The organism is Serpentinimonas sp. SSL01 (assembly GCF_056323735.1).
The window spans coordinates 903,116-927,791 of the sequence record NZ_CM150487.1 but is presented as its reverse complement, the minus strand read 5'-3'; the positions used below and the strand labels follow the sequence as shown (position 1 = coordinate 927,791).

At 67.3% G+C, this 24,676-nt stretch carries 24 protein-coding genes, 1 tRNA gene and 1 pseudogene; 13 read left to right on the top strand and 13 right to left on the bottom strand.

Annotated features, from left to right (window positions below):
- Positions 1-37: 37 nt before the first annotated feature.
- Genes ACVMK0_RS04485 through rapZ form a run of 3 tightly spaced genes read left to right on the top strand, consistent with a single transcriptional unit; the run spans position 38 to position 3,464 of the window.
- Positions 38-958, top strand: coding sequence for an NAD kinase (locus ACVMK0_RS04485; protein ID WP_476464439.1), 921 nt, complete (start codon positions 38-40; stop codon positions 956-958).
- Positions 955-2,610 (top strand): DNA repair protein RecN, encoded by a 1,656-nt coding sequence (recN, locus tag ACVMK0_RS04480; protein WP_476464438.1) that lies wholly within the window; start codon positions 955-957, stop codon positions 2,608-2,610. Before ACVMK0_RS04485 ends, recN begins: the two co-directional genes overlap by 4 nt.
- Entirely contained in the window at positions 2,595-3,464 is an 870-nt protein-coding gene (rapZ, locus tag ACVMK0_RS04475; RefSeq protein ID WP_432715198.1) for an RNase adapter RapZ, read from the top strand. The genes recN and rapZ overlap by 16 nt, the downstream gene beginning before the upstream one ends.
- Here the strand turns inward: rapZ and mutY are convergent.
- The 3 genes from mutY to mutM are packed head-to-tail and all read right to left on the bottom strand — an operon-like array spanning position 3,461 to position 7,426.
- Complete coding sequence (gene mutY, locus ACVMK0_RS04470) at positions 3,461-4,543, bottom strand: A/G-specific adenine glycosylase (RefSeq protein WP_476464437.1); 1,083 nt, start codon at positions 4,541-4,543, stop codon at positions 3,461-3,463. The two genes, rapZ and mutY, sit on opposite strands and share 4 nt — an antisense overlap.
- Before the next feature lie 10 nt (positions 4,544-4,553).
- Entirely contained in the window at positions 4,554-6,557 is a 2,004-nt protein-coding gene (locus ACVMK0_RS04465) for a dynamin family protein (RefSeq protein WP_045535349.1), read from the bottom strand.
- A gap of 53 nt (positions 6,558-6,610) precedes the next feature.
- A complete protein-coding gene (gene mutM, locus ACVMK0_RS04460) occupies positions 6,611-7,426 on the bottom strand; it encodes a bifunctional DNA-formamidopyrimidine glycosylase/DNA-(apurinic or apyrimidinic site) lyase (RefSeq protein ID WP_476464436.1) in 816 nt (271 codons plus the stop codon).
- 121 nt (positions 7,427-7,547) lie between these two features.
- Between mutM and ACVMK0_RS04455 the strand changes: the two genes are divergently transcribed.
- The 7 genes from ACVMK0_RS04455 to pth all read left to right on the top strand — a co-directional run bounded on the left by ACVMK0_RS04455 (position 7,548) and on the right by pth (position 13,494).
- Positions 7,548-9,395: a tetratricopeptide repeat protein gene (locus ACVMK0_RS04455; RefSeq protein WP_476464435.1), complete on the top strand. Its 1,848-nt coding sequence runs from the start codon at positions 7,548-7,550 to the stop codon at positions 9,393-9,395.
- Complete coding sequence (locus ACVMK0_RS04450) at positions 9,392-9,976, top strand: lipoprotein insertase outer membrane protein LolB (protein WP_082027226.1); 585 nt, start codon at positions 9,392-9,394, stop codon at positions 9,974-9,976. Before ACVMK0_RS04455 ends, ACVMK0_RS04450 begins: the two co-directional genes overlap by 4 nt.
- Positions 9,977-10,014: 38 nt before the next feature.
- Positions 10,015-10,902 (top strand): 4-(cytidine 5'-diphospho)-2-C-methyl-D-erythritol kinase, encoded by an 888-nt coding sequence (ispE, locus tag ACVMK0_RS04445; protein ID WP_034113036.1) that lies wholly within the window; start codon positions 10,015-10,017, stop codon positions 10,900-10,902.
- Positions 10,903-11,018: 116 nt separating this feature from the next.
- Positions 11,019-11,095: transfer RNA gene (locus tag ACVMK0_RS04440), tRNA-Gln, on the top strand.
- A 27-nt stretch (positions 11,096-11,122) separates the two neighbouring features.
- Positions 11,123-12,106 carry a ribose-phosphate pyrophosphokinase gene (locus ACVMK0_RS04435; RefSeq protein WP_476464434.1) on the top strand — a complete coding sequence of 328 codons (984 nt, stop codon included), beginning with the start codon at positions 11,123-11,125 and terminating at the stop codon, positions 12,104-12,106.
- Positions 12,107-12,225: 119 nt separating this feature from the next.
- Positions 12,226-12,849 (top strand): 50S ribosomal protein L25/general stress protein Ctc, encoded by a 624-nt coding sequence (locus ACVMK0_RS04430; RefSeq protein WP_476464433.1) that lies wholly within the window; start codon positions 12,226-12,228, stop codon positions 12,847-12,849.
- 27 nt (positions 12,850-12,876) lie between these two features.
- Positions 12,877-13,494: an aminoacyl-tRNA hydrolase gene (pth, locus tag ACVMK0_RS04425; RefSeq protein WP_045535342.1), complete on the top strand. Its 618-nt coding sequence runs from the start codon at positions 12,877-12,879 to the stop codon at positions 13,492-13,494.
- A gap of 67 nt (positions 13,495-13,561) precedes the next feature.
- On the opposite strand, the gene ACVMK0_RS04420 is transcribed toward pth, so the two are convergent.
- Genes ACVMK0_RS04420 through ACVMK0_RS04400 form a run of 5 tightly spaced genes read right to left on the bottom strand, consistent with a single transcriptional unit; the run spans position 13,562 to position 17,861 of the window.
- A complete protein-coding gene (locus tag ACVMK0_RS04420) occupies positions 13,562-13,828 on the bottom strand; it encodes a YfhL family 4Fe-4S dicluster ferredoxin (RefSeq protein WP_045535340.1) in 267 nt (88 codons plus the stop codon).
- 13 nt (positions 13,829-13,841) lie between these two features.
- The gene (coaD, locus tag ACVMK0_RS04415) at positions 13,842-14,390 is read right to left on the bottom strand and encodes a pantetheine-phosphate adenylyltransferase (RefSeq protein WP_476464432.1); all 549 of its coding nucleotides are present in this window, start codon (positions 14,388-14,390) and stop codon (positions 13,842-13,844) included.
- Positions 14,387-15,109 carry a 16S rRNA (guanine(966)-N(2))-methyltransferase RsmD gene (gene rsmD, locus ACVMK0_RS04410; protein ID WP_476464431.1) on the bottom strand — a complete coding sequence of 241 codons (723 nt, stop codon included), beginning with the start codon at positions 15,107-15,109 and terminating at the stop codon, positions 14,387-14,389. The genes coaD and rsmD overlap by 4 nt, the downstream gene beginning before the upstream one ends.
- Positions 15,106-16,410 (bottom strand): M16 family metallopeptidase, encoded by a 1,305-nt coding sequence (locus ACVMK0_RS04405; protein ID WP_045535336.1) that lies wholly within the window; start codon positions 16,408-16,410, stop codon positions 15,106-15,108. Before ACVMK0_RS04405 ends, rsmD begins: the two co-directional genes overlap by 4 nt.
- Before the next feature lie 47 nt (positions 16,411-16,457).
- The gene (locus tag ACVMK0_RS04400) at positions 16,458-17,861 is read right to left on the bottom strand and encodes a M16 family metallopeptidase (protein ID WP_476464430.1); all 1,404 of its coding nucleotides are present in this window, start codon (positions 17,859-17,861) and stop codon (positions 16,458-16,460) included.
- Positions 17,862-18,003: 142 nt separating this feature from the next.
- Here ACVMK0_RS04400 and ftsY point away from each other — a divergent pair, with 142 nt between their 5' ends.
- The 3 genes from ftsY (at position 18,004) to ACVMK0_RS04385 (ending at position 21,054) form a co-directional block, all read left to right on the top strand.
- Complete coding sequence (ftsY, locus tag ACVMK0_RS04395; protein ID WP_476464429.1) at positions 18,004-19,113, top strand: signal recognition particle-docking protein FtsY; 1,110 nt, start codon at positions 18,004-18,006, stop codon at positions 19,111-19,113.
- 267 nt (positions 19,114-19,380) lie between these two features.
- Complete coding sequence (locus ACVMK0_RS04390) at positions 19,381-19,752, top strand: c-type cytochrome (RefSeq protein ID WP_476464428.1); 372 nt, start codon at positions 19,381-19,383, stop codon at positions 19,750-19,752.
- Positions 19,753-19,767: 15 nt separating this feature from the next.
- Positions 19,768-21,054 carry an FCSD flavin-binding domain-containing protein gene (locus ACVMK0_RS04385; RefSeq protein ID WP_476464427.1) on the top strand — a complete coding sequence of 429 codons (1,287 nt, stop codon included), beginning with the start codon at positions 19,768-19,770 and terminating at the stop codon, positions 21,052-21,054.
- A 43-nt stretch (positions 21,055-21,097) separates the two neighbouring features.
- Here the strand turns inward: ACVMK0_RS04385 and ACVMK0_RS04380 are convergent.
- The 5 genes and pseudogenes from ACVMK0_RS04380 to rpsP all read right to left on the bottom strand — a co-directional run bounded on the left by ACVMK0_RS04380 (position 21,098) and on the right by rpsP (position 24,661).
- Positions 21,098-22,420: pseudogene (locus ACVMK0_RS04380) on the bottom strand (DUF3422 family protein).
- Positions 22,421-22,483: 63 nt separating this feature from the next.
- Entirely contained in the window at positions 22,484-22,840 is a 357-nt protein-coding gene (gene rplS / locus ACVMK0_RS04375; RefSeq protein WP_029461492.1) for a 50S ribosomal protein L19, read from the bottom strand.
- 154 nt (positions 22,841-22,994) lie between these two features.
- Positions 22,995-23,744: a tRNA (guanosine(37)-N1)-methyltransferase TrmD gene (trmD, locus tag ACVMK0_RS04370; protein ID WP_045537606.1), complete on the bottom strand. Its 750-nt coding sequence runs from the start codon at positions 23,742-23,744 to the stop codon at positions 22,995-22,997.
- 32 nt (positions 23,745-23,776) lie between these two features.
- Complete coding sequence (gene rimM / locus ACVMK0_RS04365) at positions 23,777-24,361, bottom strand: ribosome maturation factor RimM (protein ID WP_476464426.1); 585 nt, start codon at positions 24,359-24,361, stop codon at positions 23,777-23,779.
- Between the two features lie 39 nt (positions 24,362-24,400).
- A complete protein-coding gene (gene rpsP, locus ACVMK0_RS04360) occupies positions 24,401-24,661 on the bottom strand; it encodes a 30S ribosomal protein S16 (RefSeq protein WP_476464425.1) in 261 nt (86 codons plus the stop codon).
- Positions 24,662-24,676 lie beyond the last annotated feature (15 nt).

Below are 24,676 nucleotides of genomic sequence, written 5' to 3'. Positions count from 1 at the left end.
GAGGAAGATTTTAATGGGCTTGTGCTTTAATTTGCACATGAATCAGCACGCCTCAACCCCTGCTGCACCGCCGCCAGCTGCAGAGCTGCGCTTTCGCCACGTGGCGGTGATCGGCAAGTACAACGCACTGGGTTCGCGCGACATCATTGACACCTTGGTGCATTTTTTGCTCGATCAGGGCTGCGCCGTGAGCCTGGAGCGCGAAACTGCCCTCAACACCGGGCTGGAACCCTACCCGGTGCTCGATGTAAACGAGATCGGCCGGCACTGCGATTTGGCGCTGGTGCTCGGGGGCGACGGCACCATGCTGGGCATCGGGCGCCAGCTGGCGCGCCAGCAAGTGCCCCTGGTGGGGATCAACCAAGGCCGCCTGGGCTTTATCACCGACATCCCGTGGCAGGGCTACGCCCCGGTTTTGCAGGCCATTCTGCATGGCCAGTACGAGCAAGACCGGCGCGCGCTGATGCACGCCAGCGTCTGGCGCGACGGCTCGTGCGTGTTCGAAACCATCGCCATGAACGATGTGGTGGTCAACCGCGGCAGCGCCCCCAGCATGGTGGAGCTGCGGGTCGAGGTCGATGGCCATTTCGTGGCCAAGCAGCGCGCCGACGGCTTGGTGATCGCCACCCCCACGGGCTGCACCGCTTACGCCTTGTCGGCCGGCGGGCCGCTGCTGCACCCGGCCATCGACGGCTGGATCATGGCCCCGATCGCGCCGCACACGCTCACCAACCGCCCGATCGTGCTGCCAGCCAGCGGCGAAATCGCGGTCGAGGTGGTCTCGGGGCGCGACGCCAGCGCACACTTTGATATGCAGAGCTTCACCAGCCTGCTGCACGGCGACCGCATTGTGGTGCGGCGCGCGGCGCACCAACTGTGCCTGTTGCACCCGCTGGGCTGGAGTTATTTTGACACCCTGCGGCGCAAGCTGCACTGGAATGAAGGGGGCGTGGGTTGAGCTGGCAACGCATGGCGCTGCGCGATTTCGTGATCGTGCGCGAACTGGAACTGGATTTGAACCAAGGCTTTACCGTACTCACCGGCGAGACCGGGGCCGGCAAGTCGATCCTCATCGACGCCCTGCAGCTGGCGCTGGGCGCGCGCGCCGACGCCGCCGTGGTGCGCGAGGGCGCGGCGCGCACCGAGGTGGTGGCCGAATTCGAGCCCACGGCGGCGGCCCGCGAGTGGCTGGCCGAGCAGGGCTTCGAGGGCGAGCCGGGCGAACCCTTGCGGCTCAAGCGCCAGCTCGACACCCAAGGCCGCAGCCGCGCCTGGATCAACGGCAGCACCGCCAGCGCGACCCAGTTGCGCGAGCTGGGTGAGCTGCTGCTCGACATCCACGGCCAGCACGCTTGGCAGCGCCTGACGCGGCCCGAAGCCGTGCGCCAGCTGCTCGACGACTACGCCCGCATCGACGCACGCGCCTTGCGCCGGCTCTGGAGCGACTGGCGCGCCGCGCAACGCAGCCTCGAGCAGGCGCGCACGCAGCAAAGCCAGCTGCAACAAGAGCGCGAACGCCTGCAATGGCAACTCACCGAGCTCGAGCGCCTGGCCCCGTTGCCCGGCGAATGGGAAGACCTCAACTTGCAGCACGGGCGGCTGGCGCACGCGCAAGCACTGCTCGAGGCGGCGCAAACGGCGCTGCACTGCCTGAGCGAAGACGAAGCCAGTGCCCGCACCCTGCTCTACCGCGCCGCGCAGGCGTTGCAAGCGCAGCAACACGTGGAGCCGCGCTACCAGGGGCTGGCCGAGCTGCTGAGCAGCGCGCTGGCGCAGGTCGATGACGCCTGCCACGACCTGCAGCAGCACGCCCAGCGCAGCGAGCTCGACCCGGCGGCGCTGCAGGCGCTGGACCAGCGCTTGGGCCTGTGGCTGGCGCTGGCGCGGCGCCTGCGCTGCGAGCCGCAGGCGCTGGCCGAGCGGCTGCAAGGCTGCCGCCAGGCGCTGGCCGAGCTCGAGCGCAACGCCGATCTGGCGGCGCTGGAGCAGGCCGAACACCAAGCGCAAGCGCGCTTTCGCGCCGAGGCCGAGCGCCTGAGCAGCCTGCGCCTAGAGGCCGGGGCGCGGCTTGGGCACGCCATTACGCAAGCCATGCAGGGCTTGGGGATGGCCGGCGGGCGCTTCGAGGTGCGGCTGCAGGCCCTGCCCGAGCCGCAGGCGCACGGCCTCGACCAAGTCGAGTTTTTGGTGGCTGCGCACCCCGGCAGCACCCCGCGCCCGGTGGGCAAGGTGGCCTCTGGGGGCGAGCTGTCGCGCATCGCGCTGGCGATCTCGGTCTGCACCAGCGAGGTCGGCAGCGCCCCGACGCTGATCTTTGACGAAGTGGACAGCGGCATCGGCGGCGCGGTGGCGCACACCGTGGGCCAGCTCATGCGCCGCTTGGGGAGCGACCGGCAGGTGCTGGCCGTGACCCATCTGGCGCAAGTGGCGGCCTGCGCGCACCAGCACCTGCGCGTGAGCAAAGGGCAAGACGCGCACGGCAGCAGCAGCCAGATCGAGCCCCTGGACGGTGCGCAGCGGGTGGCCGAAGTGGCGCGCATGCTCGGCGGTCAGCAGCTCACCGACACCACCTTGGCGCACGCTCAGGAGCTGTTGTGCAACTCGTCCTGATCACCGGCATGTCGGGCTCGGGCAAATCGGTGGCCCTGCACGCGCTCGAAGACGCCGGCTTTTACTGCGTGGACAACCTGCCGCCCGATCTGCTGGAGCCGCTGGTCGCCTTGCAGCAGGCCGAAGCCACCGAGCGCGTGGCGGTGGCCATCGACGTGCGTAGCGCCCGCGCGCTGCCCACCCTGCCCTTGCGGCTGCGCCAGCTGCGCGCCCGTGGCCTGCCGCTCACCGTGCTGTTTCTTGACACCAGCACCGAAACGCTGGTGCGCCGCTTCTCCGAAACCCGGCGCCTGCACCCGCTCTCGCTCAAAGACAGCAGCGACCAGCGCCGCGCCTTGGCCGATGCCATCGAGCTCGAGCGCGAGCTGCTCAGCGACCTGCGCGAGCAGGCCCAAGTGCTCGACACCAGCCAACTCAAGGCCGCGCACCTGCGCAGCACGGTCAAGGCGCTGCTGCAACTGCCCCCGGCCCGCTTGACGTTGGTGTTCGAGTCCTTCGCCTTCAAGCGCGGCGTGCCGATGGATGCCGATTTTGTGTTCGACGTGCGCATGCTGCCCAATCCGCACTACGAACCCGAACTGCGTCTGCTGACCGGGCGCGACCCGGCGGTGGCGCAGTTTTTGCAGGTCGAAGCCGAAGTGACGGCGATGCAAGAGCAGATCGAAGCGTTTTTGCGGCGCTGGCTGCCGCGCCTAGAAGCCGACCACCGCAGCTACGTGACGGTGGCCATCGGCTGCACCGGCGGGCAGCACCGCTCGGTCTATCTGGTGGAACGCTTGGCGCAGGGCTTTGCCGAACTGGCCAGCGTGCAGGTGCGGCACCGCGAACTCGACGCCTTGCAGCACCACCCTTAAACTTGCAAGCCCGTGCCTGCACCGGCAGCAGGCGGTAGGTGTTCGAGCAACCAGGTGCGGATCGGGGCTGGCAGCGCCACCAGCGGCTGCCCCAGCGACTGCAGCCAGCGCCCCGGCCCCAATGCGGGCTCTTGCAAGTCTGTACCCCACTGCCACTGCACCAGGTGCAGGCGCAGTTCGCGGTGCGTCAGGCTGTGCGAGATGACCGGATGCAGGGTGGGCGCTTGCCCCGCGCGCACACCGGGTGGCGCTTGCAGCGCGGCCTGCTGCGTGGCCAACACCGGCGGCGCGTACAAGCCGGCCCAGATGCCCCGCGGCGGGCGCTGCTGCAGCCAAATGGCCCCGTCGGCGCGGCGCAGCAGCAGCAGCCACCAGTCCTCGAGCCGGCGCGGGCTGCGGCGCGACTTGTGCGGCAGCTCGGCCACGCGTTGCTGCGCCAGCCCTAGGCACAGCGCAGCCACCGGGCATTCGGTGCAGCGCGGCTTGCTGCGGGTGCAGATTTGGGCCCCCAAGTCCATCAGGCCTTGGGTGTAGGCGGCCATGTCGGTGGCGCTGGCATTTTCAGGCAGCAGCCCTTGGGCCTGCTGCCACAGCGTGCGCTGGGTGGGCGCGTGCGCCAGATCGCCCCCAAAGGCCAACAGCCGCGCCAGCAGGCGCTTCGCGTTGCCGTCCAGAATGGAAACCCGCTCGCCGAAGCAAAAGGCCGCTATCGCCGCCGCCGTGCTGGCCCCGATGCCGGGCAGGCGCTGCAGCTCGGCCGCGCTGCCCGGCCAGCGCCCACCTTCTTGCACCACCAGTCGTGCACAGGCATGCAAGTGCCGCGCCCGGCTGTAGTAGCCCAGCCCGCTCCAATGCGCCAGCACCTCGTCCGGTTCGGCCTGCGCCAGCGCCCACACATCGGGGAAGCGCTGTACAAAGCGCTCGTAGTAGGGGCGCACAGTCGCCACTTGGGTTTGCTGCAGCATGATCTCCGACAGCCAGACCCGGTACGGATCACGCGTGCCTTGCCACGGCAGGTGGTGGCGGCCCAAGCGCCGCTGCCACGCCACCAGCGCGTCAAAAAACAGCGCTTGCGCCATCCGCGCAGCTTTAGTTTGTTGCTGTAGACAACGCTTTATCGGCCAGTGGCACCAAAGGGGTATCCGGCGCGGCAATGTCAGACGCTAAAGAGGCCCCGTCTGCGTCAGGTTGAACCGCTTCAGCGCACAACTGCAGCCAGCGCGCAAGCTCGGCCTCGACCTCGGCTTGGCGGGCCAGCAGTTCGTTGATGCGCTCATCCAAGCTTCCTGCAGCCTCTTGGATGCGGTGCACGGCTTCGATGCGGCGCGCAAAATTGCGCTTGCGCTCGCGCAACTGACCATCGAGCTGCGAGGCTGCGGTTTTGCTCCAGATTTCGGCTTCGCTCGAGGCTTCCTCATAGAGCTTGCGCAAGCTCGACAGCACCGCTTTGGCCAGCCGCTCGCAAAATCCAACCTGGGTGAGCCGCAGCAGATTGGTCAATCCCAAATACTGCAAGTGTGCACTCTCGATGCCATCGATCTCCCGCACAAAGCGGGTCAGATCCAGCCGCTGCGGTGTCTGCAGAGTAAAACCATATTCGGCGTTGAGGCTGCGAAACATGCCTGAGAGCATGTCCTGCACCTCGTTGGCCCAGTGCTGCGATTGGGACATGCCGCCGCGCAAACGCGCGAAGGTGTCTTTGTAGATCGTTTTCACGCCCAATTTGACTCCAGGCTGCTTGAGCGCCTGAGCAAACTCGGCCACTTCGGCCTTGATCTGGTTGCTGCCAAGCTGGGCAAACAGCAGCCGCAGCGTCTTGAGGTGCACCGAACGCACAGTTTGTATGCGCAGTGCGCTCTGGTCAAATTCGGCTTGCTCGAGCTCGATGCGGGCGCGCATCTGCCGGATCACCGTCGCGTTTTTGCCACGCAAGGCTTGCAGTTCTTGCACTTGCTCTTCGATTTCGTGGCTGCGCACCAGCAGCTGGCGCTCGACTTCGATACGCAACTGCTGCACTGCCTGCTGCAAAGTTGATTGCAACAGGCGCCGCCGTTGTCCCAGCACGTCATCAGCCAAGGCCCGCTCGAGTTCGGGCAAGCGGCTTTGCTGCAGCAGTTGGGCATCTTGGCGCACCTTGGCCAGCAGGCCTTTGTGGGCCGATACCGCAAACACCTGACGCCCTTGCAGACCGAGCACCTCGGCGCTGTGCAGGCGCTGGCGCTCGATCTGCGCCTCGACGGCTTGCGGGCTGCTCAACTCGTCCCAGAGCACATCGATTTTGTTGAGCACCACCAGCCGCGACTCGCCGCGCTCGGCTGTGGGTGCTAGGTGTTCGCGCCAGATCGCCAGATCGGACTTGCTCACCCCCGCGTCGGCCGCCAAAATAAACACCACGGCATGCGCCTGGGGCAGCATACCGACCGTGAGCTCGGGCTCGGTACCGATCGCGTTCAGGCCCGGCGTATCGACGATCACCAAACCCTGCTTGAGCAAGGGGTGCGCCATGTTGATGAGGGCGTGGCGCCAGCGCGGCACCTCCACCAGCCCATCGGGGCCGGGCGCCGGGTTGTCCTGGGGGTTGTCCTCGTGCCAAAAACCGAGCGCTCGCGCCTGTTCGACCGATACCCGCAGCGTCTGCGCCACCTGTTCGATGGCTTGCGCGAGTTGCTCGGGCTGATTGACATCGAGGTCGATGCGCTGCCATTGATCGGGGGCGCTGCGCCACTCGAGCAGCGATTGCGCCTGCATGCGGGTCTCGATCGGCAGCAGGCGCAAGCAGGGCGGCAACCCGGCTTCGTAGCCCAGTTCGGTTGGACACATGGTGGTGCGTCCGGCACTGGCGGGCATGATGCGCCGCCCGTACCCAGCAAAGAAAATAGCGTTGATCAGCTCCGACTTGCCGCGTGAAAACTCGGCCACGAAAGCCACCATCACCCGGTCGCTGGCAAATTGGGACTGCAGGTGGGCCAAGCGCGCGCGCGCGCCGTCGTCGAGCAGCTCGTGGCCGGCGAGCCACTGCCCAAGCCGGGCCAAATCTTGTGCCCGCTGCTGGCGCCACCGGCTGTGGAGATCGAATTGTTGGATAAATTCCATGGGGGGCAATATAGCACTGGCGGCACTGCAGCGGCTGATCTGCGTTGGAAGGCTCAGGCTTTTTGACACTGCGCGCAGTAATAGCTCGAGCGCTGGGCCTGGCGCAGCAGCCGGATCGGGCGGCCACAGACCCGGCACGGTTCCCCGGCGCGGTCATACACTTGGGTTTGCAGTTGAAAGTGGCCACTCTGCCCGTCGGCGTTGGAGTAGTTGCGCAAGCTGCTGCCACCGGCTTGCAGCGCCTGTTGCAGCACCTGCACGATCGCGGCATGCAGCCGCTGCACCCGCGCGCGGCTCAGGCGCGCCGCCACCGCCGTGGGTCGGATGCCCGCCACAAACAGCGCCTCGCAAGCGTAGATGTTGCCGACCCCCACCACCACCGCGCCCGCCAGCAGCACCTGTTTGATGCTGGCGCGGCGCTGGCGCAAGGCGGCATAAAAGGCCTCGGGCTCAAAGGCCCCCGAGAGCGGCTCCACCCCGAGCTTGCCCAAGAGCTTGCGCGCCACCGGGTCGGATTCGCCCTCGGCGTAGACCACCGCCCCGAAGCGGCGCGGGTCGTGCAGGCGCAGCACGCCCAGGCTGGTGTGCAAATCGAAATGGTCGTGCGGACCTCGGGGCGGCATAGCCGCGGCCAGACGCAGGCTGCCCGACATCCCTAAGTGCACGAGCAGCAAACCGTGGTCCAGATCGAGCAACAGGTACTTGCCGCGCCGCCGCACACCGCGCACGCACCGTTGCAGCAGCGCCTCGGGCGCCACCCCAAGCGGCCATCGCAGCGCCTTGCCCACCTCGATGCGCTCGATGCGGGCGCCCTGCAGCCGCTCGGCAATGCTCAGGCGCGTGGTTTCGACTTCAGGCAGTTCGGGCATGGTGCAAGTTCGGGCAAGTTAGAGATGGCATCCATCCAACACAAATGACAGCTGTTGCGGCCGGGCTGCAGAATTGCCACCCAGCGACGCTGGGCGCCAGCGCATCAATTATCATGGGATCATGCGCTTGGCCTTTACCCCTGCTTCTGCTACTGCCGCCGCCTTTGTGGGCAAGGCCATCCGACGGCGATTTGGCTGGATCGCCGTTTTGGCGGCCCTGCTGCTCGGCCTAGGGTACGGCCCGGCGGCTGCGCAACCGGCCACGCAACCGGCCAGCCAGCCGAGCGCGCCCGCGCTCGAGCTGCAGTTTCCCGGCCCGCCCACCGCGCTCGATGCCGACACCTTCTACCAGCTGCTGCTGGCCGAATTCAAATTCCAGCGCGGCGACCCGGGCGGCGCGCACTCCCTCATGCTCGACGCCGCCGTGCGCCTACAGCGCCCGGAGCTGTTCAGGCGTGCGGTTGACATGGCGCTGCAAAGCCGGGCCGGCAATTCCGCCTTCAACGCCGCCCGCGATTGGTCGCGCGCCTTTCCAGGCAGCGATGAGCCGCTGCGCTTTCAGCTGCAGATCTTGCTGGCTCTCAACCGCCCGGGCGAAATCGGCCCGGTGTTGCAGCGCCTGATCCAGATGGCCCCGATCGAGCGGCGCCACGACATCATCAGCGCCATCCCGGCCACGCTGGGCCGTTTGAGCGACCGGGTCGCCGCCCGGCGTGTGGTGCACGAAGCGCTGCAAGCGGCGCTGGCCGACCCCGCCACTGCAGCCACCGCGCACGCCGCCTTGGGGCGGATGGATCTGCTGCAGGGCGACCACCGGGCGGCGCTGCAAGCCGCGCAACAGGCGCTGCGGCTGCAGGCCGATTCGGTGCACGGCGCCACCTTGGCACTGGATCTGTTGCCACACCAAAGCGTACTGGCCGAGGCGCTGCTGCGCGCCTACCTCGAGCGCACCGACGCCGCCGGGGCAGACCAGCGCCACGACCTCCACCTCGCCTACGTGCAGCGCTTGCTCGAGCTGCGGCGCGTATCCGACGCCCAGCGCGAACTGCGCCTGCTGACCGAGCGCGCCCCCGACCTGGCTTCGGCTTGGCTGCTGCAAGGCATCTTGCAGACCAATTCGCGCCGGCCCGGCCCGGCCCGCACGGCCCTGCTGCGCTACCTCGAACTGGCCCCCGGCCAGCCAGCCGAACAGGCGGCTCGTGGCCGCACCCAAGCCTACCTGCACCTGGCCCAACTGGCCGAATGGCAGCGCGATTGGGCTGCTGCCCAAGCTTGGCTCGAGCGCATTCCCAACCCCGAGGAAGCCGGTTTTGCGCTGCAACTGCGGCGCGCGCACCTGCTGGCGCGCCAAGGCCAAGTCGAGGCGGCGCGGCAACTGCTGCGCGAGCAACCCGAACTAGACGACGCCCAAGCGCGGCGCAAGCTGGTGGCCGAAGCCCAGCTGCTGCGCGACATCGGCCAGTACGAACAGGCGCTGCAAATTTATGGCCTTGCGATGCAGCAATTCCCCGACGACCCCGACCTGCTCTACGAAAAAGCCCTCACCGCCAAGCGCGCCGGCCAGTACGAGGCCATGGAGCAGATGCTGCGCCTGCTGATGCAGCGCCATCCCGACTACCACCACGCCTACAACGCCTTGGGCTACTCACTGGCCGACCGCAACCTGCGCCTACAAGAGGCGCGCTCGCTGATCGAAAAAGCGCTGGCGGTTGACCCCAACGACGCCTACATCCTCGACAGCATGGGCTGGGTCGAGTTCCGCCTAGGCAACCACGCCGAAGCGCTGCGCTTCCTGAAAAAGGCTTTCGAGCGCCTGCCCGACGCCGAGATCGCCGCCCACTTGGGCGAGGTGCACTGGGTGCTGGGGCAGCGCGAGCAGGCGCTGGCCGTTTGGCGCTTGGGGCTGGAGATCAACCCCGACAATAACACCCTGCTGCAAACCCTGCGCCGGCTGCAGGCCCAGCCATGAACCGATCCCGCCGGTGCGTGCTTGCGCTGGGTTTGGGTGCGCTGACCGCACTCGCGGGCTGCGCCAGCCCGATGCCCCTGCGCCCAGCCAATCAAGAGCCGCCCAGCAAAGAGCTGCCCACGCAGGAACCCCTAAGCACCATGCAGGCCAAACCCGGTGCCGAGGTCGTGCCCAAGCCCGAACCCGAGCGCAGCCACTGGAGCGGACGCTTGGCGCTGACCATCGAAACCGACCCCGTGCAGCACTTCAGCGCCAACTTTGAGCTCTGGGGCAACGCCGACAGCGGCAGCCTCAGCCTATCCAGCCCCCTAGGGCAAAGGCTGGCGCACGCCCAATGGGATGCCCAGCAGGCGCTGCTGCTGCACAACGGGCGCAGCAGCGTCTATGCCCACATGGACGAGCTCAGCGCCGCCCTGACCGGTGTCGCGCTGCCGCTGCCGGCCCTGTTTGCTTGGCTGCGCGGGCAGCAGGCCCAGATCGAAGGCTGGCAGGCCGATCTGTCGCGCCACGCCCAAGGCCGCCTGCAGGCGCGGCGCTGGCTGCCCACGCCGGCGGTCGAGCTGCGCTTGATCCTGCATTGAGACTCAGCCTCTGACTCACCATCTGCCTCCCCATGACTCTGCGCCAGCTGCTCGACGTGCCCGCCCCGGCCAAGCTCAACCTGTTTTTGCACATCGTGGGCCGGCGCGCCGACGGCTACCACCTGCTGCAGTCGGTGTTCATGCTCATCGACTGGTGCGACACCCTGCACTTCGAGCGCCTCAGCAGCGGCCAGATCAGCCGCTTGGACCTCAACCCAGACCTCAACCCAGACCTCAAGCCCGGGCAAGCCCTGCCAGCCAACGACCTGGTGCTGCGCGCCGCGCGGGCGCTGCAAAGCGCCACCGGCTGCACGTGGGGCGCACAGATCGCGCTCGACAAACAGATACCGCAGCAAGCCGGCTTGGGTGGCGGCTCGTCCGACGCCGCCAGCACCTTGCTCGCGCTCAACCGCCTCTGGGGCTTGGGGCTGAATGGGGCCGACCTGCAGCGCATCGGCCTCACACTCGGGGCCGACGTGCCGTTTTTTCTGGGCGGGCGCAACGCCTGGGTCGAAGGCATCGGTGAAACGCTGCAGCCCATCGATCTGCAGCCGGCGCGCTACCTGGTGCTCAAACCCCCCAGCGGGGCCTCAACCCCAGATATTTTTTCGCACCCGTCCCTGAAAAGGGATACACCCCGCGCTAGAATCGAAGACTTTGCTGCAAGCTGTAGGGCTGGGCTGCAAGGCAACGATTTGCAGCCTGTGGCCATCAAGCTGTGCCCCGACATCGCTCTGGGCCTGCGCTGGATGGCCAAGCACGGGCTCGATGCGCGCATGAGCGGCTCGGGCAGCGCGGTGTTTGCGCCCTTGGCGCCAGGCTGCAATGCGCAATACAGCGTTGCCGACCTGCCCGGGCACTGGGTCGCTAGGTGTAGCAGCAATTTGCAGGAACATCCGTTGTTTGGATGGTGCAAGCGCTCATAGCGGTTTTTACGGCTATAATCGCAAGCTCTGTTCAGCAAGAAGCTGGTTAAAGTTCAGCACGAAGCTACAGTTCCAGCACTGCATTCGGTGGCAAGCCTTCGGTTTGTTACCCGTGTAGGGGAGTCGCCAAGTTGGTTAAGGCACCGGATTTTGATTCCGGCATTCGAGGGTTCGAATCCTTCCTCCCCTGCCAAATACATCTATCTGCGCCGGTTTTTCCATGCAAATTCAAACCCCCGTGCACGCACCGGATTTCATGATCTTTACCGGCAACTCCAACCCGGTATTGGCGGCCGAAATCGCGCAGCACCTCCAGTCGCCGCTCGGTGCGGCCAGCATCGGGCGCTTCTCCGACGGCGAAGTCACGGTCGAGATCACACAAAACGTGCGCGCCCGCCACGTGTTCGTCATCCAGTCCACCTGCGCGCCCACCAACGAAAACCTGATGGAGCTGCTGATCATGGTCGATGCGCTCAAGCGCGCTTCGGCCGTCAGCATCTCCGCCGTCATCCCCTATTTCGGCTACGCGCGCCAAGACCGGCGTCCGCGCTCGCGCCGGGTGCCGATCAGCGCCAAAGTGGTGGCCAACATGCTGCAAGTGGTGGGCGTCAGCCGCGTCCTGACCATGGACTTGCACGCCGACCAGATTCAGGGCTTCTTCGACATCCCGGTGGACAACATCTACGCCTCGCCGGTGCTGCTGAGCGATCTGCGCGCCAAGAATTACGAAAACCTGCTCGTGGTCTCGCCCGACGTGGGCGGCGTGGTGCGTGCGCGAGCGCTGGCCAAGCAGCTCGACTGCGACATGGCCATCATCGACAAGCGCCGGCCCAAGCCCAATGTGTCCGAAGTGATGCACGTGATCGGCGACATCGAAGGCCGCAACTGCGTCATCATGGACGACATGATCGACACCGCCGGCACCCTGACCAAGGCCGCCGAGGTGCTCAAAGAGCGCGGCGCCAAGAGCGTCTATGCCTACTGCACCCACGCCATTTTTTCGGGCCCGGCGATCGAGCGCATCGCCAAGGGCAACGCGCTCGACGAGGTGGTGGTCACCAACACCATCCCCTTGAGCCAGGCCGCGCAGGCCTGCCCCAAAATCCGCCAACTCTCCGTGGCACCGCTGATGGCCGAAACCATCGTGCGCATCGCCAGCGGCGAGTCGGTCATGAGTTTGTTTGCCGACTCCGACAGCGACTAATCCCCGCCAGCGGCAACGGCAAGCACCGTCAGCGCCAGCGCCCGATTTTTGGGCGCGAGGCGTTTTTTACAATCAGGGTTCAGCGCTGGTCGCGGCCGGGCCCTAGCAGGAGTTAGAGCATGAAATTTGTCGCTTTTGAGCGCAACACGCAGGGTACGGGTGCGAGCCGCCGTCTGCGCAATTCGGGCCGCACGCCGGCCATCGTCTTTGGTGGTGAGCAACAACCCATCGCCATCGAGCTCGACCACAACGCCCTCTGGCACGCGGTGCACAAAGAGAGCTTCCACGCCAGCGTGCTGGACATGGAGCTGGGCGGCGCGGTGCATAAAGTGCTGCTGCGCGACGTGCAGTACCACCCCTTCAAGCCGCTGGTGCTGCACGTGGATTTTCAGCGCGTCGATGACAAAACGCGCCTGCACAAAAAGGTGCCGCTGCACTTCATCAACGCCGACACCTCGCCGGCCGTGAAGATCGACCGCTGCACCGTCAACCACGTGCTCACCGAAGTCGAGATCGAGTGCCTGGCAATCCAGTTGCCCGAGTTCATCGAAGTCGATTTGGGCCAAGCCGTCAAGGGCCAAGCCATCCACGCCAACGACCTCAAGCTGCCCGTGGGCGTCAAGTTGGTCACGCACGGCAAACCGAACCCGACGCTGGCCACCTTGGTCGAGCCGGTGGAAGAGGTCATCATCGCCCCGGTGGCCTCTGCGGCTGGCGACAAAAAAGCCAAGAAGAAGAAGTAAGCCGCAGCCGGCTGCGCAGCTGCGCTCATGGTCAAGCTGTTGGTGGGCCTGGGCAACCCCGGGCCCGAATACCACGACACGCGCCACAACGCGGGTGCTTGGTGGCTGGAGGCGGCTGCGAGCGCCCTCAAGGCCGAGCTGCGCCCCGAGCGCAGCTTTTTTGGCCGTGCCGCTCGCACCCAGGTGGGCGAGCACACGCTTTGGCTGCTCGAACCCAGCACCTACATGAACCGCAGCGGCCAAGCGGTGGCGGCGTTGGCGCGTTTTTACAAGATCGAGCCGCAGCAGATTCTGGTCGCCCACGACGAACTCGACCTGCCCCCGGGCGAGGTCAAGCTCAAGCGCGGCGGCGGTCACGCCGGTCACAACGGCCTGCGCGACATCCACGCCCAACTGGGCAGCGCCGATTATTGGCGGCTGCGCATCGGCATCGGGCACCCCGGCCACAAAGCCGAGGTCGTGCACTGGGTGCTCAAAAAACCGGCCCCCGAGCACCGCAGCGCCATCGACACAGCGATCGAGCGCTCGCTGGCCTCCCTGCCTGATCTGCTGGCCGGCCAGGTGGAGCGCGCCACTGCGGCCATACACACCTCCAAACCGGTGCGCCCCAAGCCACCGCGCTTGCCGCCACCGGTGGCGCATTAGCGGCATGTTAATGCCCGTTAAAACCCGTAAACCCCGTTAAACCCCATTGGGGCCTTTTTAGGGTGCGTCAAGCGCCGCAGGGGCTGCTGGCCGCCGTCAAGCGCCGGTATTTGCGCTCTAGGCTGGCGCGGTCTTCGATGTGCTGCGGGTGCACCGGAATGCACTGCACCGGGCAGAGCTCGACGCACTGGGGCTGATCGTAGTGGCCCACGCATTCGGTGCAGCGCGCCGGGTCGATCTGGTAGAAGTCTGGGCCCATCGAAATCGCCTGATTCGGGCACACGGGTTCGCAGACGTCGCAGTTGATGCACTCGGCGGTGATGGTTAGGGCCATGCGCGCCGCCCCCTCAATGCAGCGCGGCGCTGTGGGCGCTGCGCAACTGCGCCGCCACCGCCGGGTTGACCAGCGCCGAGACATCGCCGCCCAAGCGCGCGATCTCGCGCACCAAGGTGCTGGAGATGCACTGCAACTCGGGCTGCGGCAGCACGAACACGGTTTCGACCGTGGGCAGCAGCTTGCGGTTCATGGCAGCCATCTGGGCCTCGTAGTCGAAGTCGCTGGCGTTGCGGATGCCGCGCACCACCGCCGTGGCGCCGTGCTGGCGGCAAAAGTCCATGATCAGTCCATCGAAGGGCAGCACGCGCACTTGGGGCCATTCGGCCAGGCTCTGGCGCGCCGAGCTCAGGCGCTGCTCGAGCGTGAACTGGGTTTTTTTGTGGTGCGCCGCAGCCACGGCCACGATGAGCTGATCGAACAGGCGCGCGGCGCGCGCGATCACGTCCTCGTGCCCCAGGGTAAGCGGGTCGAAGGTGCCGCTATAGACCGCCAGCCGCGCCTCAGAGGTGGGCTTGGCAGCGGCTTTGGCGGCGGCTTTGGTGGATGCAGAGCGGCTCATGGGGCATGATTATGCGCTGCAGCCAGCAAATGGTAGTGCACCTGCCCGGCCCGGCCTTGGCGCTGCACGCGCAGACCCAAGGGCTCGAGCATGGCGTCGCTCCAAGGCAGCGGGGCTTCGAGGTACACGAGGCCGTTTGGCGCCAGCAGCGGCCGCGCAAGGGCTAGAGCGCGCGCGAATACGCTCCCGCCCACCGCTGCGTCTGCTTGATCCGTGCCGGCTGCGCCACCCCTTGAGCCTTGCGGGCTGGCCTTATCGCCCCCGGCCGCTGCGGCAAAAGGCGGATCCAGAAACACCACATCCCACGCGCCCGGCGTGGCTGCCGCCATCCAAGCCAGCGCATCGGCTTGCTGCACTTGCACCTGCGCGGCCCCAAGGCGCTGCACAGTGGAGCGCAGCGCCTGCACCAGCGCCGGGTCGCGCTCCAGCAGGCAAACCGCGCTCGCGCGGCGCGAGGCTGCTTCCAGGCCCAGCGCCCCGGTGCCGGCAAAGGCGTCGAGGCAGCGCAGCCCCTGCAGGTCTTGCCCCAGCCAGTTAAAGAGCGTTTCACGCACCCGATCCGGCGTTGGGCGCAAACCCGGATGGTTGGCTACCGTCAGCTTGCTGCGCTTGTACAGGCCACCGATCAGGCGCACCGTGCCGGCGGGCTGGGAAGGTGAACGGGCGGCAAGGGGGGCGGCTTGCCGGGCGGGCTGGCCCACAGGCTGCGCTCGCCTCATGGTGCCGGCCCCCCAAAAACCACCGTCACCATGCGCTCGGGCTGCAGCACGCGCTGCAGGGCGCGGTGCACCTGCGCGCGCTCCAGCGCCGCCACCCGCGCGCCCCAGGTTTGCAGATCGTCCAGTGGCAGGTCGTGCCAGGCCAGCGCCGCCACCTCTTGCAGCAGCTCGCGGTTGCTGTCTAGGCGCAGCCCAAAGCCGTTGATCAACGCCGCTTGGGCGTGCTCCATCTCGGCTTGCGTCGGCCCGTCGGCCACAAAGCGGCGAATTTCCTCTTGCACCAACGCCAGCGCCTGCGCGGCGCGCTGCGGCTGGGTGGTGGTGGCCACCACAAAGGCGCCGGCGTGGCGGCCGGGCACGAAGCGGCTGTGGATGTCGTAGGTGAGGCCGCGGCGCTCGCGCACCTCTTGCATCAGGCGCGAACTAAAGCCGCTGCCGCCCAAAATCTGGTTGGCCACCATGAAGGCCAAAAAGTCGGGATCGCGCCGCGCCAAGCCGGGCTGGCCGATCAGGATTTGGGTTTGTGCGACTGCAAAGGGCTGCTCAATCAGGCGTCCTTGCGCCAGCGCCTGCACCTCGGGCACGGGCGGCAGCGCGGTGCAACCGTGGCCCTGCCAGCCGGCCAGCAGCTCGCGCACCAGCGCATCGGCGCGCTCGCGGCTGATGGCGCCCACCAGCGTGACGCGAGCGCTGCAGGCTTGGGCGTGGCGCTGCCAAAAGGCGCGCGCATGTTCGGCTTCGATGGCGGCCCAAGTCTCGGGCCGGGCTTGCTGGCCGTAGGGGTGCGCGCCATAGACGGCGGCGTGCAGCAGCTGCTCGGCCAGCACCTCGGGCTCGGTTTGGCCCTGCTGCCAGCGCGCCACCCAGCGCTGGCGCTCGCGCTGCCACACCGGCGCGGCAAAGGCCGGAGCGGCCAGCTGCTGCGCGAGCAAATCTTGAGTCGCTTGCAGCAAGTCGGGTTGCGTCAGGGTGCGCAAGCGCAGGCTCAGGCGGTCGCGCGTGGCGCTGGCGCTGAACTGGGCCCCAAGGTCGGCCCAAGCTTCGGCCAAGGCGTTTTCGTCCAGCGCCGCGCGCTCGCCGTGCGCCTGCACGCCCGCGCGCAACAACGCCGCCGTGGTCTGCGCCAGCCCGGCCTGGGGTGCTGGGTCACGGCGGCTGCCGGCGTCGAGGTCGATCTGCACATCGAGCATGGGCAAAGCCGCAGTTTGCACCAGATGCACCCGCGCCCCGCTGGGCTGCACCCAGTGCTCGATGGCCGGGGCGGCTTGGGCGGCACCCGGCACGGCCAAGGCGAGCCACATGGCCCCCAGAATGACGGCCCATGGCCCGCATCGCAACCCAAGGGTTTTCATGGTGCTTGCTCCGGCAACAACAGCCCGACGGTGAGCCGCTGGGGCGAAAAATGGCGCGCCGCCACGGCCTGCACCTGCTGCGGCGTGACCGCGCTCAGGCGCTGCATGATGCGCTCCGAACTGTCCACCGGCCAGCCTTGGGCCCAGTAGCTGCCCAGCAGCCGCGCTTGGGCAAAGAGCGAGTCGCGCTGAAACACCTCGGCCGCCAGCCACTGGTTGCGCACCCGGCGCAGCTCGGCCTCGCTCACGCCCTCAAGCGCCACGCGCGCGATTTCGGCCACCAGCGCCGCTTCGAGTTCGGCCGGGCTTACCCCGGGCGCCGGGGTGCCAGAGAGCAAAAACAGCTGCGGCCCGCGCCCCAGGTAGCCAAAAGACGCGCTCACCTCCAGCGCCACCCGGCGCCCAACCGCACCTTGCACCAGCTGGCGTTCCAGCCGCGACGCGCTGTGGCCGTCGAGCACGCCGGCGAGCAGCAGCAGCGCCAGCGCGTCGGTGCTGGCGGTGTCGGTGGCATCCGGGTGCGCCAGCTGTGGCACCTGGTAGCCCATGACGAGCAAGGGCCGGTCGGTGCGGCCTAGGTATTCGATGCGGCGCGTACCGCGTTGCTCGGGCTCGGTCTGCGGCTTGCGCTCGGGCACGGCGCGTGCTGGCAGGGCACCAAAGTAGCGCTCGGCCCAGGCGCGCACCTGCGCCACCTCCACGTCACCGACCACCACCAGCGCCGCGTTGCCCGGCACGTACCAGCGCTGGTAGAAAGCGCGCGCATCAGCGGGCTGGAGCGAGAGCAGATCGCTCATCCAACCCACGATCGGGCGCCGGTACGGGTGCGCCAGCCAAGCGCTGGCCATAAAGACCTCGAACATGCGCGCCTGCGCCGACTCCTCCACCATCTGGCGCCGCTCTTCTTTGATGACCTGCATCTCGCGCCAAAAGGCTTCATCGGGCCAGGTGTTGTGGGCAAAGCGGTCGGCCTCTAGGCGCATCACGTCGGGCAAGCGCGCCGCCGGAATCTGCTGGTGAAAGGAGGTGACGTCGCGGCTCACGAAAGCGTTGTCGCGCCCGCCCATGGCCGCCACCAGGCGCGAGATCTCGCCCTCGGGCACCGTGGGCGTGCCCTTGAACAGCATGTGCTCGACCACGTGCGCCAGGCCCGACTGGCCATCGACCTCGTCCATCGAGCCGGCGCGCACCCACAGCATCTGCAGCGCCGTGGGCGCGCGCCGATCGGGCAGCACGATCAGCGTCAGGCCGTTGGCGAGTGTGAACTGCTGCGCTGCGCTTGAGGCCGAGGCCGAACTGGGCGCTGTTGCTACCTGTTCAGGCGCTGGCGCTGGCTGCGCTTGGGCTAGGGACGGCAGCGGCGCCAGCAGCAGCGCGGCCAACGCTGCGAACGACGCCATCCAATGCCCGCAACGCGCAAAAAAACGCTTGGGCCAAACAGGTTTCATAGAATGCATGGTTGGGATTGTCCATCAGAGACGGCCCCGCAGAGCCGGCGCGTGTCTTTACACCCGCTTTGGCGTTGACACCTAAGCGAGCCCCATGTTCAGTTACCTGAAGAAAAAATTTTTCTCTGGCGCGCCAGAGCCCGCCGCGCCGGCCGATGCGCCTCCGCCGCCGGCTGCAGCGCCCCATGCAGCCGCGCTCGAGGCGCAACAAGCGCCCACCGCAGCCCCAAGCAGCGCCGACCCAGCCCCCCCACCCAGCCCCTCCGCGCCCGCCGCTGACCTCAGCCGCCCCTCGTGGTTTGAGCGCCTCAAGTCGGGCTTGCGCAAGACCGGCAGCAGCATCGGCAGCGTGTTCATCGGCACCCAGATCGACGAGGCGCTGTACGAAGAGCTCGAAGCCGCGCTGCTGCAAGCCGATACCGGCGTGCAGGCCACCCAGTATCTGCTCGACGACTTGCGCCTGCGCGTCAAGGCCAGCAAGGCCACCGACCCGGCCGCCGTCAAGGCGCTGCTGGCCGCGGCGCTGGCCGACTTGCTGCGTCCCTTGCAGCAGTCGCTGCCCATCGGCGCCCAGCCCGACGGCCCCACGGTGCTGATGATCGCTGGCGTCAACGGCGCCGGCAAAACCACCACCATCGGCAAGCTCACCTGGCACCTGTCCAACGCCGGCGCCAGCGTGCTCTTGGCCGCCGCCGACACCTTTAGAGCCGCCGCGCGCGAGCAGCTCGGGGTCTGGGCGGCGCGCAATACGGTCGAGGTCATCAGTCAGCAAGGCGGCGACCCGGCGGCGGTGAGCTTCGACGCCGTCACGGCCGGCCGGGCGCGCGGGCGCGACGTGGTGATCATCGACACCGCCGGGCGCCTACCGACCCAGCTGCACCTGATGGAGGAGCTCAAAAAAATCAAGCGCGTGATCCAGAAAGCCGACCCGAGCGCGCCGCACGAGGTGCTGCTGGTGATCGACGGCAACACCGGGCAGAACGCGCTGGCGCAGGTCAAGGCCTTCGATGCCGCGTTGGGTCTGACCGGGCTGGTGGTGACCAAGCTCGACGGCACCGCCAAGGGTGGCGTGCTGGCCGCCATCGCCACCTGGGGGCGCGAGCGCGGCGCCGTGGTGCCGGTGTACTTCATCGGCGTGGGCGAACAACTGGCCGACTTGCAAACCTTTGATGCGCGGGAGTTCGCTCAGGCTTTGCTGCATTGATGCACCCTAGGGCTCGAACCTTGGTGCTCGAGTCTTAAGCCTTGCGCGCCGCCCCACCTGTCTTTATGCGCCAGTCGCATAACATCAGAGCGTATTATTCGAACTTCGGGCGCACCGTTGCCCGTCACGGGCTCGCATAATGCATCGGTGGCCCTCGCTCGCGATGCCAGCCCCCGAATTTTTTCAGAAGCCAGAGACGCCTGCACCGCCTATCGGTGGCGCTCGATCACCTTGCTTTGCCGTTTACACCCCAAGGAGTCTGCCCCCATGAAACCCTTTGCTCTGCTGCTCACCTCGGGCCTGCTCGGCGCTGCGGCGCTTATCGCCCAAGCTCAAGCACCCGCTGCGCCCCCGGCAGCCGCCAACGCAACCACCACTGTCGCCGCGCCCGCCCAGCCCCCCAGCGCGTTGCAGATCCGCGTTTGGGCCACCACCTGCATGGCTTGCCACGGCACCGCAGGCCGTGCCCAGCCCGGCATGCCCTCGCTGGCCGGGATGCCCCGCGACGACATGATCCGCAAGATGCAAGGCTTCAAGACTGGACGCGTTCCGGCCACCATCATGCACCACCACGCCCGCGGCTACAGCGACGAGCAGATCGCCGCCATCGCTGGTTATTTTGCCGCCCTGCCGCGCTAAAAAGGAGCCTTCACCATGCAACGCCGTCAATTCGTCCAAAACCTCAGCGCCGCTGGCGCTTTGGGTTCTGTCAGTCTCCTGAGCGCTTGCGCCACGCCCCCCGCGAGCGCCCGCGCGCCCCATGTGGTGGTGGTAGGCGGCGGCTTTGGCGGGGCCACCGCCGCCAAATACCTTCGCTTGTTTTCCGAGGGCAAGGTGCGTGTGACGCTGATCGAGCCCAACGCCAACTTCATCTCCTGCCCGATGTCCAACTTGGTCATCGGCGGCCAGCGCGACATGGGCTTCATCACCCACAGCTACGCCAACTTGCAGCAGCACCACGGCGTGCAGGTGGTGCGCGACCGCGTCAACCGCATCGACCCCGCGCGGCACACGGTGCAGCTCGCCGGCGGCAGCGAAATCGGCTACGACCGCCTGATCGTCTCGCCCGGTATCGACTTCATGTGGGATGCCCTGCCCGGCATGGCCTCGGCCGAAGCCAAGGCGCGCGTGCTGCACGCCTGGAAAGCCGGCGAGCAAACCCAGGCTCTGCGGCGCCAGCTCGAAGCCATGCCAGACGGCGGCGTCTATGCGCTCGCCATCCCGGCGGTGCCCTACCGCTGCCCACCCGGCCCCTTCGAGCGCGCCTGCCTAGTGGCCAACTACTTTCAGCAATCCAAGCCGCGCAGCAAGGTCATCATCTTTGATGCCAACCCCGAAATCCAATCCAAGCGCGGCCTGTTCACGCGCGTGTTCCAGCAAAACTTCCCCAATCACATCGAATACCGGCCTGGCCACACCCTGCTCGACGTCGATGCCAGCACCAACACCTTGAAATTCGAGGTGCAAGAGGACTTTCGCGCCACCGTGGCCAACGTCTTGCCGCCCATGCGCGCTGCCGACCTGGCAGTAAACACCGGCCTTGCGACCGTGAACCGGCGCTGGTGCGAAGTCAACTTCTTAAGCTACGAATCGATCGCCGTGCCGCACGTGCACGTGCTCGGCGACGCGATTCAAACCTCGGCCGGCATGCCCAAATCGGGCCACATGGCCAACCAACACGGCAAGGTGTGTGCCGCCGCAGTGATGTCGCTGCTGCTCGGTCAGCCGGTGCCTTCCATGCCCATCGTGGCCAACACCTGCTACAGCTTCATCAACGACACCGACGCCATGCACGTGGCCAGCGTGCACCGCTGGGACGCGCAACAGCGCACCATGCTGGTGGTGCCGGGCTCGGGTGGCGTGTCTCCGGCGCCCAGCGCGTTGGAAGGCGTCTATGCCATTGGCTGGGCGAAAAACATCTGGGCCGATATGCTGGGCTAGGGCGCACCTGCGAAGCCAAAGCGCGTGGCCCACGCTGCGCGCTTTACTCGGCCGCGTGCAGCTTTTGGTGGATGCGCCGCACAGTGCGCCAAACGCCGTAGAGCACCACCGGAATCAGCGCACCCACCGCGATATTGGGCTGTATGGGCACGCCCGCCGACTCGATTGCCTTGGCCCCGTACAACAGCAGGCTGATGATGTAATACGAAATGGCCGCGATCGACAAACCCTCGACGGTGGACTGCAAGCGCAGTTGCATGGCTTGGCCGCGGGTGAGTTTCTCCAGCAGCTGCTGGTTTTGGCCTTCGGTGGCGATATCGACCCGCGTGCGCAGCAAGGCGCTGGCGCGCGACACCCGCTCCGAGAGCGTGTTCAGGCGCAGCTCGGTCGCCGCCACCGTGGCCATGGCGGGCGCCAGCCGGCGGCGCATGAACTCGCCCAAGGTCTGGGTGCCGGGGATGGGCGCCTCGCGCAACTCGGCGATGCGCTGCTCCACCAGGTTGTGGTAGGCGCGCGAGGCCGAAAAGCGAAACGAATACTGCGCGATGGCTTTTTCGACCCCGGCCGCCAGCGTCACCAGGGCGTCGAGCAGGGCTTGGTCGGAGCGCTCGCTGTGCTCGAGGTCAGCGGTGATCTGCGCCAACTGGGCTTCGGCCAGCGCCAGTTCGGGTCCCAGCGTCTTGGCCACCGGCAGGCCGCGCAGGGCCATCAGGCGGTAGGTCTCGACTTCGAGCAGGCGCTGGGCGATGCGGCCGACGCGGGTCTCGGACGTGTGCGCGGCGGCATAGACCAACACGCGCTAAAAACCGTTGTCGCGCAGTTTACAGTCGGTCACCAGCAGCGAATGCGACTGGTTGCCCATGACCGAGGCCGCCAGCGTGTGCTCGCCGAGCGCGTCGCGTGCCTGAGCCAACAGCAGCTGTGCCCGATCCGGGTCGCCCTGCAGCAAGGCCAGCTCGATGGCGCAGAAGGTGCGCCCCGACAGCTGCGCCAGCCAGCCTGGCGGCAGAACGTGGTGCGCGCCCCAGTGGTCGGAGGCAAACCAGTCGGCTGCGGCATCGGCCTGCGATTGCACCACCGAATAGCGCGTAAATTCGGCGTGGCGCTCCCACTTGAGGGTGTAACCGGGCAGCATCAGGCGCAGAAAATTGTCCCGCAAGTCGTCTAGGCACAGGTCGCCTTGCCCCGGCAAAAGACGCAAGGCATCGAGTTCGGCCTGACGGCTCACGCCGTCGGTGAACAGCGACACATACAGCACTGCCGCCGGCAAGGCGATCCGCGCCGGCGGGCGCGCATGCACCTCGTCGTGCAGCTGGCGGCGCAGCGCATCGTCGGGTGGCAGCAGCGGTTGCTGGATGGGCCCCATGATGCGCTTGGTTTGCAGGCTCGCGCCCTATTTTTGAGCGGGACGCGCGTTGTGCAGCGGCGCTTAAGCGCCGAGCTTTTCTTTGATGCGCGCCGACTTGCCGCTGCGCTGGCGCAGGTAGTAGAGCTTGGCGCGGCGCACGGCACCGCGGCGCTTGACTTCGATGCGCTCGATGCGTGGGCTATACAGCGGGAAGGTGCGTTCCACGCCTTCGCCGTTGGAGATTTTGCGCACGATGAAGCCCGAATTCAGGCCACGGTTGCGGCGCGCGATCACCACACCCTCGTAGGCCTGCACGCGCTTGCGCGTGCCTTCAACCACGTTGACGTGCACGATCACCGTGTCGCCGGGGGAAAAGTCGGGGATTTGCTTGTTGAGACGAGCGATTTCCTCTTGCTCGAGGATCTGGATCAGGTTCATGGCTTCCTAAAACACCGATCGTGGTCGCGCTGCACTAAAGGCCCCAAGCCCAAACACGGCATCTGCCAAGCTGGGCTGGCCCGAGCGCACTGCGCTGCATGGACCATGGGGCGGCCGACCAGAGGATCGAAAGCCTCTGATTATAGCATCCTGATCAAGCTCGACCGGCTCCAATCGGCGCGCTCGCCGGCGCAGTCGGGCACAGATCGGGCCGCAGGCGTGCGGTGGCCGCAAGGCGCTGCTGCGCCCGCCAAGCCTCGATGCGCGCGTGGTGGCCCGAGAGCAGCACCTCGGGCACCTCGGCCTCGCCCAGCGGGCCACTCCAGCGCTCGGGCCGGGTGTAATGCGGGCAGTCGAGCAAGCCGTCGATGGCCGGGTTGAAGCTGTCTTGCTGGTGGCTTTGGGCGTCGTTGAGCACGCCGGGCAACAGCCGCGCCACGGCGTCGAGCAGGGCCAGCGCCGCCAACTCCCCCCCCGAGAGCACAAAATCGCCCAAGCTGATCTGGCCATCCACGCACTGGTCGATGAAGCGCTGGTCGATCCCCTCGTAGCGCCCGCACACCAAAATGGCGCCGCTGCCCTGCGCCTGCTCGGCCACCAAAGCATGATCGAGCCGCCGGCCCTGCGGCGCAAACAGCAGCGTGGGCCCCAGCGGCAGGCCCAACTGCGCGCGCTCGCTGCGGATCGCCTCCCAGCAGCGGCGCAAAGGCTCGGCCAGCATCACCATGCCGGGGCCGCCGCCAAAGGGACGGTCGTCCACACGCCGGTAAGCGCCGTCGGCGAAGTCGCGCAAGGGCCACAGACGCAACTGCAAGGCCCCCGATTCGTAGGCCCGGCTGGTGATGCCGTGGCGCATGAAGGGCTCAAAGAGCTCTGGGAACAGGGAGATGAGGTCAAAGCGCATGGCCATGGCGCGCTGCACGGCGGCAGCGGCGCTCAATAATCGAGCTGCCAATCAACCGTGATGCGCCGCGCGGGCAGATCGACCGCATCGACGTAGGCGGCGACAAAGGGAATCAGGCGCTCGGCCATTTTGCCCTCGGCCAAGTACTCTAGGCACAGCACGCTGTGCGGGCCGGTGCTGAGCAGATCGCGCACCACCCCGAGCGCCTCGCCTTGGCGGTTGACCACCTCGAGCCCGATCAGATCGACCCAGTAGTACTCGTCGTCGGACGCAGCGGCCGGGAAATCGGCGCGCGCGACCAAGATGCGCGCACCCTTGAGCGCCTCGGCGGCGTTGCGGTCGGGCACTTCGGCCAGTTGCGCCACCAAACCGTCGGCGTGGCGCTTGATGCCGTGCACCTGCACCACCACACTGCCTTCAAAAGCGTCAAAGCCCCTAGCGAAAGGGGCTTCGGGCGGCAATAGGTACCAGCGCCAAGCGTGCAGCAGGGCCTCGGGCTTGGCGCTGTGGCTGTGCAGCCGCACCCAACCCTTGATGCCCCACGCCTCCTGTATGCGGCCCAACTCCACCGCATCTGCGGGCAGCGGCGCGGGCTTTAGTCCGGCGAGTGCGGCCATGGGTTAAAGGGCAACGCCAGCGGCCGAAGCGCCAGCGCTTTAGGCTGCCGGTGCAGCGGCTTTGGCTGCCTGCTTGAACAGGCGCACTGCGGTGTCAGAGGGCTGCGCGCCCACACCCAGCCAGTAGTTGAGGCGGTCTTGCGCCACGCGCAGCGGCTCTTCGCCACCGGTGGCCACCGGGTTGTAAAAACCGATGCGCTCGATGAAGCTGCCATCGCGGCGGCTGCGTTTGTCGGCCACGACGATGCTGTAAAACGGGCGGGCCTTGGCGCCGCCGCGAGAAAGTCGAATGACGACCATGGTTGAATCCTTCGG